This window comes from Pontibacter virosus, from assembly GCF_003096355.1.
Lineage (GTDB): Bacteria > Bacteroidota > Bacteroidia > Cytophagales > Hymenobacteraceae > Pontibacter > Pontibacter virosus.
Window position 1 is genome coordinate 41,883 of the sequence record NZ_QEKI01000019.1, and the last position, 13,767, is coordinate 55,649.

The window sequence follows — 13,767 nt, forward strand, 5'->3', positions numbered from 1 at the left end:
GTTCCCGAACTTGCGGCTAATTAGGATGAAGAGTTTTTGAACGGCGAACTCAGAGAGGCCAACAAATACAAAAACACAAAAGGCATAGAATCCGTTGGTTCTATGCCTTTTGTGTTTTTAGGCCCTCGCCAGAGGCAAGTGAGGGCAACTTACTTCCTATTTATCAACACCTCCACGCACTTTCTGAAAGAACAGCAGATGGTACTCCAGTGCATTGCCCCAGTAGGCCCAGCTGTGGGCGCCGGGGCGCTCTATGTAGTCGTGGGGTACCTTTTCGTATACCAGGCGGCGGTGCAGTTCGCGGTTGTCCTCTATCAGGAAATCATCCACACCGCAGTCAATGATCAGGTGCACACCGCTTTGCTTGAGCTGCGGCACCATGTGCACAATGGAGTTGGCTAGGTATACCTGTTGGTTCTCCGCCTTCGGACCAAGGACGGCCTCTATGCTGGGGAGCAGATTCTGGCGGTCTATACCTGACACGTTAAGAGAGCCGCTCATGCTGCCGGCCGCCAGGTATAGCTCCGGATTTCGTGCCGACAGGTATAGCGCCCCGTGCCCGCCCATGCTCAGGCCGGAGATAAAGCGGCCACTGCGTTCAGGTATAGCTTTGTACCTGCGCTCGATTTCCTGTCGCAACTCCTGCGTGATGAACGTTTCGTACTGGCTCGACTTGTCAACCGGGCTGTCGTAGTACCAGCTGCCGTAGCCGCCGTCGGGCGTCACGATGATGAGTTGGTATTTGTCGGCCATGGTCTGGAGGAGGTTCTTCTGAGGTGGTACTTTAAGCCAGTTGCTGAAGTTGCCGCTGTAGCCGTGCAACAGGTATAGCACCGGATAAGGTCCGCTCTTTTTCTTCTGGTAACCCTCGGGAGTCACCACGCCGGCCTTCAGTGTCTTCTGCATTGAGGGGCTCTGGATAACCAGCGTGTCTACTTTCGCCTGGGCGGTGAAGAGGATGAGAGACAGGATAAGAACAAGGGTATAGCGTAAAGGTGTCATCTTTTTGTTGGGGTGGCTTGAACTTGCAAAATAGGCATTCGGAAGCAAAAAGCTTCAGGGCATCGCTACTTTCCTGCTTTTCGCCTGTGCCAGGTATACCTGTTTGTAAAGTTTCTGGTGCAGGTGCGTATGTACAATAGGAACCAATAAGGAGAATTATGCTCGAAATACTTCCCGAAACCCATGATAACATACTGGCCGTGCGGGTGCGCGACAAGCTAACCATACCTGACTTTGACCAGTACCGCAACATGGTGCGCGACCTGATGCTCAAGCACAAAGAAACGCACATTTACTACGAAATGGTGGATGTAAGCTGGATACAGCCAGTTGCAGCGATCGAGAATGGGCTGTTCGACATCATCCACGGGTTGGACTATGGCCGTGTAGCGATGGTGGGGGAGAAGAAGTGGCAGGAGTGGTCGGCGAAACTGGCCAGCACCGTAAAAAAGCACGGCATCCGCTACTACGACCTGGCTGACAAAGACAAGGCAATGAAATATGTGCTGGAAGGGGAGTAGTAGTTTACCTGTACCTTCATGAAAGAGCTTTCGATGATAGACAAAAGACTTTTTTGCAGCTACAGGTATAGCTCACTCGTAGCGGCTATACCTTGAAAATTCTGCATCTCGTTACCTGCGCTTTTAGTCCCTACTCGGAAAGTCGAGCGTCTTATGTCCCTTTATTCCAGCTCCATGATATCCTCGTTCCAGAGTTCCGGCTTCTCTCTTATAAAGTCCTCCATCATTTCGATACACTCGGGCAGGTTCATATCGACTACTTCCACGCCATGCGACTCCATAAACTTGCGGGCACCGTCAAAGGTCTTAGATTCACCCACAATTACCTTCGGAATTTTGAACTGCACAATGGTGCCAGCGCACATGTAGCACGGCATCAGTGTAGAATAAATCACGGTATTGCGATAAGAGCCGATGCGGCCGGCATTGTTGAGGCAGTCCATCTCGCCGTGCAGGATGGGGTTATTTTCCTGTACCCGCTTGTTGTGACCTGTCGCCACCACTTTGCCGTCTTTCACGAGCACCGAACCAATCGGTATACCGCCTTGGTTACGTCCTTTCTTCGCCTCGTCAATCGCCAGTTGCATGAATTCATCCATAGGTATAAGTATTATATATAAGGTGTGAAAAACAGTCTGTGCTTTGGGTACGGCTGCGCTATACCTACGGTTCAAAAACAAAAAGGCCTCTCCATACGGAAAGGCCTTTTGCTCAACTAAACTTTAATTTAATACACAATCGATTTACTTTTCGGTCGGCAATTCGATGTCTACATTGTTGAAACGAATCTGCCCATCGCTTAGTACAGCCTCCACCACAGAATCTTTGTTGATGTGGCCGGCCAATATCTCCTTGGACAGCTCGTTGAGCACCTGGCGCTGCAGCACGCGCTTCAGCGGACGGGCACCGAACTGCGGATCATAGCCCTGCTCGCCCAGATAATCCAGCACCTCGTCGGTGGCGATCAGGCGTATACCTGCTTCATCCAGGCGGTCCTGAATGTGCGCAAACTGGATAGTCACGATCTTGCGGATGTCGCCACGGCTCAGCGGACGGAACATCACCAGTTCATCGATGCGGTTCAGGAATTCCGGTCGAACGGATTTTTTTAAGAGCTCGAACACCTCGTCCTTCGTCTGTTCCAGCATTTCGTCCTGGTTGAACGGCGTCATCTTCTCGAAATTCGCCTGTATAATTTGCGAACCAATGTTAGAGGTCATGATGATGATCGTGTTTTTGAAGTTCACCACACGGCCTTTGCTATCGGTCAGGCGACCGTCGTCGAGCACCTGCAATAGGATGTTGAACACATCGGGGTGTGCTTTCTCAATCTCGTCGAGCAGCACCACAGAGTAAGGCTTGCGGCGGACGGCCTCGGTCAGCTGACCACCTTCGTCGTAGCCCACGTAGCCCGGAGGCGCTCCAATCATACGACTCACCGCGTGGCGCTCCTGGTACTCACTCATGTCAATGCGCACCATCGCATTCTCGTCGTTAAACAGGTAGTCGGCCAGCGCCTTAGCGAGCTCGGTTTTACCTACACCGGTCGTGCCGAGGAAGATGAACGAACCAATCGGGCGTTTCGGGTCCTGCAGACCAGCACGGCTGCGGCGCACAGCGTCGGAAATAGCCTGAATCGCTTCTTCCTGACCCGCTACACGCTTGCCCAGTTCTGCCTCCAGGTGTAATAGTTTTTCGCGGTCGCTTTGCAGCATCTTGCTCACGGGTATACCTGTCCATTTGGCTACCACTTCGCCAATGTCTTCGGCAGTCACTTCCTCCTGTAGCATGGGGTTCTCGCCCTGCATCTGGTGTACCTGCTCCTGGAGTTGCTTCAGGTGTGCTTCTGCTTCCTGAATCTTGCCGTAACGAAGCTCTGCCACACGGCCATAGTCACCAGCGCGTTCGGCCTGCTCAGCTTCCAGTTTATAGTTCTCAATGTTTTCTTTCGCTTTCTGGATGCCCTCAATGACCTGCTTTTCGTTCTGCCACTTGGCTTTCAGGTCATCTCGTTTAGTGGAGAGTTCAGCAATCTCCTTAGAGAGCACTGTCTCTTTGTCTTTGTCATTCTCGCGTCGTATTGCTTCCCGTTCAATCTCGAGCTGCATGATGCGGCGCTGAATCTCATCCAGTTCTACAGGTAGCGAGTCGATTTCGATACGCAGTTTAGCCGCTGCTTCATCCATCAGGTCAATGGCCTTGTCGGGCAAAAAGCGGTCGGTGATATACCTGTTCGATAGCTCCACGGCCGCAATAATGGCGTCGTCTTTGATGCGCACGCCGTGGTGCACCTCATACTTGTCTTTGATGCCGCGCAGGATCGAAATGGCATCCGGCACGCTTGGCTCGTCTACCATCACCGCCTGGAAACGTCGCTCCAAAGCCTTGTCCTTCTCGATGTACTTCTGATATTCTTTGAGTGTCGTCGCACCGATGGCATGTAACTCGCCACGCGCCAGGGCTGGCTTAAGCAGGTTGGCTGCGTCCATGGCACTTTCACCGCCGGCACCCGCCCCGATCAGGGTATGGATCTCGTCGATGAAGAGTACGATCTCGCCCTCTGCATCCACTACTTCTTTGATCACGGCCTTCAGACGCTCCTCAAACTCACCCTTATACTTGGCGCCTGCCACCAGCAAGCCCATATCGAGGCTCATCAGCGTCTTGTTTTTCAGGTTCTCCGGCACGTCGCCTGAAACGATGCGTTGCGCCAACCCTTCCACAATGGCGGTCTTACCCACACCGGGCTCACCCAACAGCACCGGATTGTTCTTGGTGCGGCGACTCAGGATCTGCAGTACGCGTCGAATCTCTTCATCGCGACCAATTACCGGGTCAATCTTGCCATTGCGGGCCATTTCGTTCAGGTCACGGGCGTAGCGCTTAAGGGAGTTATACTTGGCTTCTGCGTTCTGGTCGGTTACCTTGGCGCCGCCACGTAGTTCTTTTATCGCTTTTTTGAGGTCTTTTTCATTGAAGCCCACATCCTTCATCAGGCCAGCCACCTTGTCGCGGCCCGCCATAATGCCGAGCAGCATATGCTCAATGGCCACGTACTCGTCGCCAAATTCCTTCAGGTATGCCGTAGCTTTTTGTAAAGCGGCTGCTGCATCGTTGGCCAGGTATGGACTGCCGCCGCTTACTTTCGGGTAAGCCGCTACTACCTCGTCCAGCTTGGTGTGCAGGATGTTTCCGTTGATGTTGAGTTTCTTCAGCAGAAAGCTGGTCACGTTTTCGTCCGTTTCCAGAATCGCTTTTAAAATGTGCCCAGTCTCAATAGCCTGCTGCTGGAAGCCGCCTGCTATCTCAGTGGCCTTCTGAATGGCCTCCTGGGCTTTGATGGTATAGTTGTTAAAATTCATATCGCTTTACTATTTTTCCCCTAGTCTTAGTTCTACGAGCTAAGTAGCAAAGGATACACCAATGGTATTATGATATGATTTTACTGAAATTATGGCAGGTTGGGTTGGTGTAAAATTAGACTTTGAAGACAGAATGGCATATAAAGGGCAGTCAAAAGGCTATAAATAGCGAAAGGCAGCCAATCGGGCCGCCTTTCGTTCTGGAAATTAAATGTACCCCGGCTTACTCTGCTACCTGCAGTTCTACCATAACCTGTAACTCATCTTCTACTTTAAACAAACCGCCCATTTTCCTGGGTGTGGCTAAGCCTAGTTCGGAGAAGTTCAGGCAGATGTTGCTTTTTAGGTTCGTTACCCCCTTGCCTGGGTAAGCATGAAAGTTCACGTCCCGAAGCGGAATCGTTTTGCCCGCCACGATCAGGTTTAAATTGCCTTTGTAGCTTTTGCCCTCTTTCTTCAGGCAAACGACTTCTATTTTTGTGTAAGGGTGCTGGCTGGCGTTCAACGCTTTCTCAAAGTCCCTGTCCAGAAGAATGTTACCGCAGTTGAAATCTTTTACAGGTATAGCCAGTTTGAGCCTGTCTCCCTGTGGAATCTGCCTGTTTAGCACCAGTGTATCTTTCTGGGTGCTGCTGGTGTAGGCGCAGTTGATACTGCCCAGTGAGGTGCCTGCTGCTACGGATACTTTATTCCCCGTGATCACAACATACTCTCTTTTCTCAGGCAAAACTACGGCGCTCAGCATAGAGACAGCAACCAGAAAGATACTTACAGGTAACATGGTATTAAGTGTTAGAAAGATATGGCGCCTTCGATCATGAAGCCATTGAACTCACCACCGTGGCGGATGTCCGTAGGGGTAAAGCCTTTGTACTGTTGCTTCACATATTCAGCCTTGGCAAGTATATTTTTGGTCACAAACCAGCCGCCGCCTACCTGTACCCTGTTCAGGTTCACGCTGTTGTTCAGCTCATTTGGTGCAGAGGCCATTGGTGCAAGGCGTCCTTCTACCACATTGTAGCGTCCTGCCACATACAGGTTCTCGTTGCTGCCGAATCGGTATACCAGGTCAGTGCCCAGTTGTCTCCAGGTGCGGTCTGCTGGTTCATCGTTTGCGCCCAGTCTGCCTGTGCCTTTCGCCTGCTCAAAGTTACCGAAGAACTCCAGCCCGCGGAACTTCACGAAGGGGTTGACAACAAAGGCCGTGATGCTGTTGGTGAGGCCCGGGTTGATATGACCGGAGGTGAAGTGGGTCGCTTGCGTAACGGCTGCACCACTGGCAACTTTGGCAGGGTCCATCACCATGTAGTAGCGTGAGCCGGCGCGGTCGCCGCCGTAAAGTGTGTTTCTAACGGAACCAGCAGTTGTGTACACAGAGCCTGTTAAGCGTACCCGCAGCTCCTCGTTCAACTGGCTGTCGTAGCCAAGCTTACCGATGTAAGAAGGCTTGCGCTGATCCGGAGTCGTGATGCCGCCCTGTATTTCACCGCCAGTCACGGAGCCTACCGCCAGGAAGCCTTTGTATTGGTAGATCAGTTCAGCGCCTATCTCCGTCGTGAAGGCATCCATGATGTAATTGCCAACAAAAGGGTTCTGCAAAGCATGGGCGTTATCGGTTCTGCGGAAGTGGGCGTCGCCATAGTTGATCTCCATGTGACCCACTTTCACAGTCAGGTTTTCCATCAGCTTATCCACCAGCGGGCTGTTCAGGAATTCTGCTTTGTCTACCTGTATGAAACCACCTTTTACCCAGGCCTCCGGGTGGTGTCTTGATGACAGGTACGTGATCAGGTTGAGTCGGATACCGTCCGCAAGCGCAACATCGAGGTTCAGGTTGGCAGCGGCCAGGTTAAAGCCGTTCTCGATTGGCATCAGCTGGTTCAGGTTTACCTCGTTGTTGCCCTGCTGCTGCATCAGCGCTGTTGCCGAGTTCTTGTGCTTGAGTCCCTGGAACTGCTGTGCAAAGCCGCCACCAAGTCTCACTTTAATGCCATCAAAGGCTATGGTGTCCTGCTTCGGCGTCTCGAAGGTGTTCAGTCCCCTTTTATCGTAAGGGCGGGCGTATGGCAGGTCCGATAAGGTAATCTGCGCAAAAGAGCTCAGGCTCAAGCCAAGCAACAGGCCCAGTGAAAGTGTAATTTTTTTCATGATGTTCGGTATTTAAGAGTTCTTTAGTTTTTTGAATAAGAAGTAACAGGCTGGAAATTTGCCTTAAAGCTCAGCTTAAGCTCGTTGCCGGTTTTTACAGTGCCTAAAAGCGCTGTGGGTGGCTTCATGTTGAAGTCGGTGAATTTGATGTTCGCCTCGCCTGTCAACTGTACCAGACCGGCTTTCGTGCTCGTCTCCACATTGAAGGTGACAGGCTTTGTGGTGCCGGCAATGGTCAGGTTGCCGGTAGCCTGGGCGCGGTTATTGTCCAGCGTGCGGAAAGAGGTCAGGGTAAAAACGATGTCAGTGTGCTTGCTTGCCTTGAGCGACTCGTATGCAATCTCATCCATCTTGGCCGTGCCGCTCTTGATAGACTGGGTCTTCATAGTGACGGAGGCAGACTTCACGTTTTTTAGCGTGGTGCCTTCCAGTATCATTTCGGCAGTGCCCTGGGCCTGCGCCGATGTCATTTCCCAGTCGTGTATGGTAGAAGTGCCCTTTACTTTAAGTTCGGGCTTGCCGGCCAGTTTGTACTGGTCCTGAGCGAGAAGCGTGTTGCCTAGGCCTAATCCTAAAAGGAGGCCAAACAGACTTAGCAGTTTTATGGGGTTGAAAATTTTCATGATACAGGGGTTAAGGGTGATACTATTTGTCTTATTTCTATGATGCAAAGCTATAGCAGCCTGGCTGCGCAGGGTATGACATCGGACACTTCAATAGATGACCTTTGATAGCTTTTAAAATGACGAAGGAGGGTAATAAGAGATAAAAGCCGATTTATAGCCCGATTTGTTATATTTCGGCAATTGGCGGTAGTCAGCAAAGGTTTGCTACTATACCTTGCACATGAAATGAGGACTGAGGATTAAGAAAAAGTATGACTTGGCTGTTGGATCAGGTATACAGCTTTTTTGAACGCTGGGGGTTGCGTTGCTTTTCCTGCTATAAACGATTGAGCGTCTGCAGGCGACACGGTAAAGTGCTTCCAGATATCCTCTGGATCAGGGAAGTACAAAAAGAGAACTGCATTTGGATTACTTTACTTCACTCTTAAATACTGCCGCATAATGGTCCGCCAGCCTGGTCGGCTCGGGTAGTTTGTGTTTCACAGCGCAAGCCAGTGCTATCTCCGTGGCGGATGGCAGGTCCATCAGGTGGCCGGGGGAGACGAAGACGGGCTTCACGTTATCCTTGGTGCGCACCACGTTCCCGATCAACTCTCCTTTATGCTCCAAGGGTGAGATAGAGCCTTTTAAAGTATCAGGCTCTTTATACCTGCCTACCAGCACTTTTTTGGCTACTCCCATCGTAGGCTTGTTTAGTTGCAGACCCAGGTGTGTGGCTATACCCAGGCGGCGGGGGTGCGAAATGCCGTGACCGTCCACCATGATCAGGTCGGGCTTTTGCTGTAGCTTTTCGTAGGCTTTGAGCAGGTTGGGTGCTTCGCGGAAGGAGAGAAATCCGGGAACATAAGGCAACTCCACTTCACCATAGTGCCATACCTTTTCCAGTACCTCCAGCGCAGGGTATGAGAGCAGCACAAACACAGACAGGATATGGTCTTCACCCACAAACGAAGAGTCACAACCGGCAATCAGCTTCAGATCGAAGTCAGGCTTCTGGAGAATGACCCGCTGCTGCATTTCGCGTTGCTGTTCGGTGAGGCGTGCAAGCAAAGCAGGATCGGGAGCAGGCTGATCGAAGCGTCGGTAGTAAGCCATGGAGGTGGGATTGAGTGAGTTAGTGATTGAGTGATTGCGCGAGTTAGTGAATGAGTGAGTATTTTCTCGTTTGCTTGAGAATACGTTAGGTATAGCAGTGCGTTCAAATCTTGATGGATCTTTTACTGATTCTTCCAGGCCATCCCATGATTAGGCTCATGGATTTTTTTGCCCATTAACCCAAACACTCCTTCACTCCATCACTAACTCACTCCATCGCTCAAGCGCTGCAAGGATAGATTAGTTTGGCGAACAGCAAGCGCCATTGGCCGTCTACTGGGCCAAAGTGAAACTCAAAAGAAGTGGCCGTATGCAACACAGATTTTTGCAAAAGGGGTAAGGCGGCCTTGACCTGCTTGATATCTGTATCCGTAAGGCTGGCATAATCCCAGTAACCGCTTTTCTGGAACTTAGCGGGGGCCGACACAAAACAACCATCTTTGCTGTAGCCCGACTGTCCTTGGTCGTAGTTCATGTCCGCGCAGTCGAATGAGGGCCAGGCCTCATCAAGCGGGTCACAGGTTTTTACTTCGTCCCGGATAGTGAAAAAGGACCTCCCTTCAAACTCACGCTTGAACTCCCGAATGTCCGTAACCCGTGTCATCTTAGGCATAGCACCAGGCTGCTCTATCATCCAAAGGCCTTGGTCTGGGTGGATGAACTGGTTGAGTGTGGTGGTGTCAGCAGCCTGTATGGCAGTCATGAAAAGTGCGAAAGCCTGCTCGAAGGAAAGGGAATCCTGCTCCAGGCCGCTCCCTCTGCGGATATGCTCTTCCTGTACCTCCTCCAGGCGCTGGTGCTCTTCGGCACGTTGCTCCGCCAGGCTCTGCTCCGAGTCTCCCGATCCGCAGGCTGTTATACCTGTCATAAGTGGCAGGCAGGTCATTAATGTGAAAATAGTGCTACGCATACGTCTTACCCTCAGGTATAGCTTCTATACGGTGTTTTGTCTGATGGGGCTTATAGGAAGGGGAATCACTCACACTGCTTTTAACTATTACTATACCAAGACGTAAATTAATTATAGAGAAGCTTTACTAGCGAAAACAAACTTGATGGCAAATTTCATATTCAACGACAGCCTCCAGCTTAAGGCTGGAAACGCAATGCTGACCGCAGATCTGGTTGTGCCGGAGGATGCAAAGGGGCTGGTTATTTTTTCGCATGGCAGTGGCAGCAGCCGCTTGAGTTCACGCAACCGTTTTGTAGCAGAGCACCTGCAGCGTTCCCGTTTTGCAACCTTGCTTTTTGATCTGCTCACCGAGGAGGAAGACCAGCGACAAGAAAACCGGTTTGACATAGCGCTGCTCACCACACGCCTGATTGATGCCGTGACGTGGGTACAGCAAAATGATTACACGAAAGACCTGCGCATCGGTCTGTTCGGAGCGAGTACCGGAGCTGCCTCGGCGCTTAGCGCTGCCGCCGCACTTGGTGGTGATATCATCGGTGCGGTGGTGAGCCGCGGTGGTCGCCCTGACCTGGCCGGTGAGGTGCTGCCCGATGTGCAAAGCCCGACCCTGCTGATTGTAGGCGGCCTGGATGAGGAGGTGCTAGATCTGAACAGGTGGGCACAAGACCGGCTGCAATGCTTAAAGGACCTGGAGATCGTACCCGACGCCACGCATTTATTCGAAGAACCCGGGGCGCTTGAAATGGCAGCCCAGCTGGCAACCGACTGGTTCCGGAAATACCTGGAGCCCGGCAAGCAGCACCCGCTGAGGGAAAGTTAGTTAGGGAGTGAATGAGTGAGTTAGCAAATGAGTGATTGAGTGAATTTAATTCCAGTATTAACAATCAACAATTTAACCATTTAACAATTTGACAATTCACTCCATCACACAACCACTCAATCAAAAATTAAAAAGAATGATACCCAACCGACAAGTCGCTGCAGAGCTGTTGGCCGATAGGCTGGAGCATTACAAGGGGGAGAAGGGGGTAGTGTTGGCTATACCGCGGGGAGGAGTGCCTGTGGCAGCGCCCATCGCCACGCGGCTCAATATGCCTTTGGATGTGATCGTCTCCAAGAAAATCGGCCATCCTGCTAACCCCGAGTTTGCAATAGGGGCAGTGAGTCTGGAAGATGTGGAGGTGGATAATCGGTCAGACGTACCCGTTGAATACATACAAGCTCAGGTAGAGCGAATAAAGGAGAGTCTGCGCCAAAAGTATAAGCTCTTTATGGGCAACCGGCAGCCGGTGGACCTGCATGATCGCATTGTGATCATCGTGGATGACGGCATCGCCACAGGCAAAACGCTGCTGTCTACTGTGCACATGGCCAGGCACAAGCAACCCCGCAAAATCATTGTAGCAGTACCCGTTGCCCCGAAAGCTGCTATTAAGCAGTTTGAGGCCATTGTAGATGAAGTGGTATGCCTGCTGGTGCCGCCCATGTTTCAGGCAGTTGGGCAGTTCTATGAGGAGTTTGAGCAGGTAAGCGATGAAGAAGTGATACGGCTGCTCAGAGAGCAGCATGACAACCAGTAGCAGGTATAGCCTTAACGGTCGATCATGAGGTGGCGGATAAAAGCCCTGCCCGGCAGCGAGGCTCTTACCATGTACATGCTGCCATCACTTAGCTCGGCTGTATTGAGCAACTGTATAAAATTACCCCGGTTGTCAGCTTCCGCTTCAAATTCCTTAATCAGTTTTCCTTCCAGGGTATAGATCGAGATGTTGAACTTCTCCAGTGGCTGCAAGGCTAGCATTTGCACCGTAACCGGAGTGCTGCTTTTGGTGCGGGTCGGATACACCCGCATTTCTTCTGTTGTAGCCTGCATCAGGCTCACCGCCACTACCGGAGAATAGCTCTCTGTGCCATCAAAGTCCACCTGGCGAAGCCGGTAGTAGTTTACACCGTTGTCGGCTTTTTTGTCCTGAAAGGTATAGCTTTGGGTTAGGGAGGTTGTGCCGGCCCCTTCCACATGGCCAATGGAATCAAACTCAGTGGCAGATTGTCCACGCTGCACTTCAAAAAATGCGTTGTCCAGTTCCGAAGCCGTTTCCCAATCCAATTGCACCCCGCTTTGAGTGGCTATACCTTTAAAGCTGTGCAGCTCCACTGGTAGCGGAATGATGACCTCTTCCATGATGGCGTCAAACCAAACTTGGGCCATTTTTTCCATACCGCTCTCATTTGGATGTATACCGTCATAGGTATCTTCACCTGCTTTTACTTTAAACCCGGTGTTTTGGTCTACCAGTATAAGAGGGGGGCCATCAGAAGTTTGAGACTTTACCAATGCCTCGATTTGCTCGTTCAATTCTTGTATATTTTGAGCTTTGTCTAACCCAACCACCTGCCCATCAGCTGGAATTAGTTTGGCTAAAAATATAGTTACTCCGGGCGATTTTTTGTGAATAGTGTCAATGACGGCTTTTATCTCGTCAATAGTTTCTTCGATGGCATGGCCTGAAAACATGTCGTTAGTGCCAAGGTGCATCAGAACCATATCTGGTTTAGAAGCATCTGCCCATTGTGCTATAGTGCCTTTACCATCTCTACCTTTCAGTATCTGATCAGTAGACCAACCCCAATGGCCTTCGTTTCTATTGCTAAAGGATTGGCCCTTATGATCGTCAAAAGATGGCGTGCCACCATTATTCTCAGTATGAGAACCGACAAACTCAAAATTTACGCCTGCATCGATCAGCTTTTTCCACAAAGGATATCTGTAACTCACGTAGTCCATATTTCCCTGTGTGATCGAGTTGCCCAATGGCATGATCCTGATTGGCTGTGCTTGAGAGAAAGCCTCAAAACCCAAGAAAAGGAATATGAAAAGGGTGTAAGTCTGTTTTCGGAGGAAGGGGAGCATAGAATCGTAAGCTAAGTGATTGGTACTAAGTAGCTCATAAAACGTGCGCAACCCCATTGAGTTGCGCTTGTTTAGTAATGTCAAATCCTATTTGCCAGACTCTTTACGATGGCGTTGTGCTGCTAAATTGTGCAATGTCTCTTCATTTGCCCGGATGGCGTCATACCAGCGCTTTGCAATGAACTTTTCGCCTGCCGTATTGGGGTGCAGCGAGTCATAGGTCAGGGTAGCAGGATTATAGCCGGTGTTTATATCTACTACAATAATTGGAGATTTCTGTGTCGAGAGTCGTGTTGCCAGCGCAGGCAGCAGCGATACAAAGTGCTGTGTAGAGTCCACGTTGGCGTAAGTGGAAGGTATAGGTGTGATTTTGGCCAACAGGATCGCAACGTTTTCGTTGTCAGCACGTAGTTGCCCGATGATCTGTTCTATCCTGCTGACAGTGCCCGATGTGGTTTTGCTGTGGATCATGTCGTTGGTGCCCAGATGCATCAAAACCACATCCGGGGTATAGCCTTTGAGCCAATCACTCAACTTGCCCTTGTCGCGTTTGTACGGGGTCGGATTTTCGTAGCCATTCAGGAGGTCAGTTGTTGTCCAGCCCCAATGCCCTTCATGTTTATTCGTAAAGGTCTGCTCTTTGTATACTTCTCCTATCACCGGAGAGGCTACGTCAGCGCCCTGCTCCGTATTGGGAGCTTCCCGGAACCAGTTGGTGTCCATGGAGCCTACAAACTCAAATTTTACCCCGGCATCTACCAGCATTTTCCAAAGTTCATAGCGGTAACTGGGGTTAACTTCCCCGCCCTGCGTGATCGAGTTGCCCAAAGGCATGATCTTGAGCGGTACTTCCTCCTCCTGTGGCTCTATCTCTTCCTTGGTCTCATCGTCGGCACAGGAAGTAGTAAATAGTATAAAAGAAAGAAATAATATATACCTAAAGTTGATATTAAGTTTCGAAAACATAATGTGAATTACAAATTATTAGTAAGGGTAGCACAGTGGCTAAAAACGTGAAGTATAAAATTCGGTTGCATTTGGGTTGCAAGTGTATCCTCTTTATTGTCCAATTTTATGAAAAAGAGCAGTACACGAAACAGTGCAAACGAAACACCGGGCGAAGGTTTAGCCTTATCAAAAAGACTCTTATATTTGCTTCTTGAACTAGCATGGGGGATTAAGCGCTTTG

At 50.5% G+C, this 13,767-nt stretch carries 13 protein-coding genes; 3 read left to right on the forward strand and 10 right to left on the reverse strand.

The genetic code is table 11. The features are described 5' to 3' along the window. Window positions 1-156: 156 nt before the first annotated feature. On the reverse strand, window positions 157-1,002 hold the full coding sequence (locus C8E01_RS19460; protein ID WP_116545153.1) for an alpha/beta hydrolase: 846 nt from the start codon (window positions 1,000-1,002) through the stop codon (window positions 157-159). A gap of 158 nt (window positions 1,003-1,160) precedes the next feature. Between C8E01_RS19460 and C8E01_RS19465 the strand changes: the two genes are divergently transcribed. After that, window positions 1,161-1,523: a SpoIIAA family protein gene (locus C8E01_RS19465; protein ID WP_116545123.1), complete on the forward strand. Its 363-nt coding sequence runs from the start codon at window positions 1,161-1,163 to the stop codon at window positions 1,521-1,523. A gap of 161 nt (window positions 1,524-1,684) precedes the next feature. Here C8E01_RS19465 and C8E01_RS19470 read toward each other — a convergent pair whose 3' ends face one another. From C8E01_RS19470 to C8E01_RS19500, 7 genes are all read right to left on the reverse strand, one after another. After that, window positions 1,685-2,122, reverse strand: coding sequence for a nucleoside deaminase (locus C8E01_RS19470; protein WP_116545124.1), 438 nt, complete (start codon window positions 2,120-2,122; stop codon window positions 1,685-1,687). A gap of 144 nt (window positions 2,123-2,266) precedes the next feature. Beyond that, window positions 2,267-4,885: an ATP-dependent chaperone ClpB gene (gene clpB, locus C8E01_RS19475; RefSeq protein ID WP_116545125.1), complete on the reverse strand. Its 2,619-nt coding sequence runs from the start codon at window positions 4,883-4,885 to the stop codon at window positions 2,267-2,269. A 223-nt stretch (window positions 4,886-5,108) separates the two neighbouring features. After that, entirely contained in the window at window positions 5,109-5,666 is a 558-nt protein-coding gene (locus C8E01_RS19480; RefSeq protein WP_116545126.1) for a hypothetical protein, read from the reverse strand. Between the two features lie 11 nt (window positions 5,667-5,677). Then, window positions 5,678-7,033 (reverse strand): hypothetical protein, encoded by a 1,356-nt coding sequence (locus C8E01_RS19485; RefSeq protein WP_116545127.1) that lies wholly within the window; start codon window positions 7,031-7,033, stop codon window positions 5,678-5,680. 23 nt (window positions 7,034-7,056) lie between these two features. Further along, window positions 7,057-7,656, reverse strand: coding sequence for a YceI family protein (locus C8E01_RS19490; protein ID WP_116545128.1), 600 nt, complete (start codon window positions 7,654-7,656; stop codon window positions 7,057-7,059). Window positions 7,657-8,067: 411 nt separating this feature from the next. After that, window positions 8,068-8,754: a deoxyribonuclease V gene (nfi, locus tag C8E01_RS19495; protein WP_116545129.1), complete on the reverse strand. Its 687-nt coding sequence runs from the start codon at window positions 8,752-8,754 to the stop codon at window positions 8,068-8,070. A gap of 220 nt (window positions 8,755-8,974) precedes the next feature. Then, a complete protein-coding gene (locus tag C8E01_RS19500) occupies window positions 8,975-9,664 on the reverse strand; it encodes a hypothetical protein (RefSeq protein ID WP_116545130.1) in 690 nt (229 codons plus the stop codon). Between the two features lie 145 nt (window positions 9,665-9,809). On the opposite strand from C8E01_RS19500, the gene C8E01_RS19505 reads away from it, so the two are divergent. Together C8E01_RS19505 and C8E01_RS19510 are read left to right on the forward strand one after the other, a co-directional pair. Further along, window positions 9,810-10,487 (forward strand): dienelactone hydrolase family protein, encoded by a 678-nt coding sequence (locus C8E01_RS19505; RefSeq protein WP_116545131.1) that lies wholly within the window; start codon window positions 9,810-9,812, stop codon window positions 10,485-10,487. Window positions 10,488-10,623: 136 nt separating this feature from the next. Continuing rightward, on the forward strand, window positions 10,624-11,247 hold the full coding sequence (locus C8E01_RS19510; RefSeq protein ID WP_116545132.1) for a phosphoribosyltransferase: 624 nt from the start codon (window positions 10,624-10,626) through the stop codon (window positions 11,245-11,247). 11 nt (window positions 11,248-11,258) lie between these two features. Here the strand turns inward: C8E01_RS19510 and C8E01_RS19515 are convergent, their stop codons facing one another. Both C8E01_RS19515 and C8E01_RS19520 read right to left on the reverse strand, forming a co-directional pair. After that, a complete protein-coding gene (locus tag C8E01_RS19515) occupies window positions 11,259-12,578 on the reverse strand; it encodes an SGNH/GDSL hydrolase family protein (protein WP_116545133.1) in 1,320 nt (439 codons plus the stop codon). A gap of 87 nt (window positions 12,579-12,665) precedes the next feature. Continuing rightward, the gene (locus C8E01_RS19520) at window positions 12,666-13,544 is read right to left on the reverse strand and encodes an SGNH/GDSL hydrolase family protein (RefSeq protein WP_116545134.1); all 879 of its coding nucleotides are present in this window, start codon (window positions 13,542-13,544) and stop codon (window positions 12,666-12,668) included. Window positions 13,545-13,767: the final 223 nt, after the last annotated feature.

Excerpts from the sequence above, each read along its gene's own strand:
- C8E01_RS19460 (WP_116545153.1), bottom strand. The coding sequence starts at position 1,002 with ATGACACCTTTACGCTATACCCTTGTTCTTATCCTGTCTCTCATCCTC.
- C8E01_RS19465 (WP_116545123.1), top strand. The coding sequence starts at position 1,161 with ATGCTCGAAATACTTCCCGAAACCCATGATAACATACTGGCCGTGCGG.
- C8E01_RS19470 (WP_116545124.1), bottom strand. The coding sequence starts at position 2,122 with ATGGATGAATTCATGCAACTGGCGATTGACGAGGCGAAGAAAGGACGT.
- clpB (WP_116545125.1), bottom strand. The coding sequence starts at position 4,885 with ATGAATTTTAACAACTATACCATCAAAGCCCAGGAGGCCATTCAGAAG.
- C8E01_RS19480 (WP_116545126.1), bottom strand. The coding sequence starts at position 5,666 with ATGTTACCTGTAAGTATCTTTCTGGTTGCTGTCTCTATGCTGAGCGCC.
- C8E01_RS19485 (WP_116545127.1), bottom strand. The coding sequence starts at position 7,033 with ATGAAAAAAATTACACTTTCACTGGGCCTGTTGCTTGGCTTGAGCCTG.
- C8E01_RS19490 (WP_116545128.1), bottom strand. The coding sequence starts at position 7,656 with ATGAAAATTTTCAACCCCATAAAACTGCTAAGTCTGTTTGGCCTCCTT.
- nfi (WP_116545129.1), bottom strand. The coding sequence starts at position 8,754 with ATGGCTTACTACCGACGCTTCGATCAGCCTGCTCCCGATCCTGCTTTG.
- C8E01_RS19500 (WP_116545130.1), bottom strand. The coding sequence starts at position 9,664 with ATGCGTAGCACTATTTTCACATTAATGACCTGCCTGCCACTTATGACA.
- C8E01_RS19505 (WP_116545131.1), top strand. The coding sequence starts at position 9,810 with ATGGCAAATTTCATATTCAACGACAGCCTCCAGCTTAAGGCTGGAAAC.
- C8E01_RS19510 (WP_116545132.1), top strand. The coding sequence starts at position 10,624 with ATGATACCCAACCGACAAGTCGCTGCAGAGCTGTTGGCCGATAGGCTG.
- C8E01_RS19515 (WP_116545133.1), bottom strand. The coding sequence starts at position 12,578 with ATGCTCCCCTTCCTCCGAAAACAGACTTACACCCTTTTCATATTCCTT.
- C8E01_RS19520 (WP_116545134.1), bottom strand. The coding sequence starts at position 13,544 with ATGTTTTCGAAACTTAATATCAACTTTAGGTATATATTATTTCTTTCT.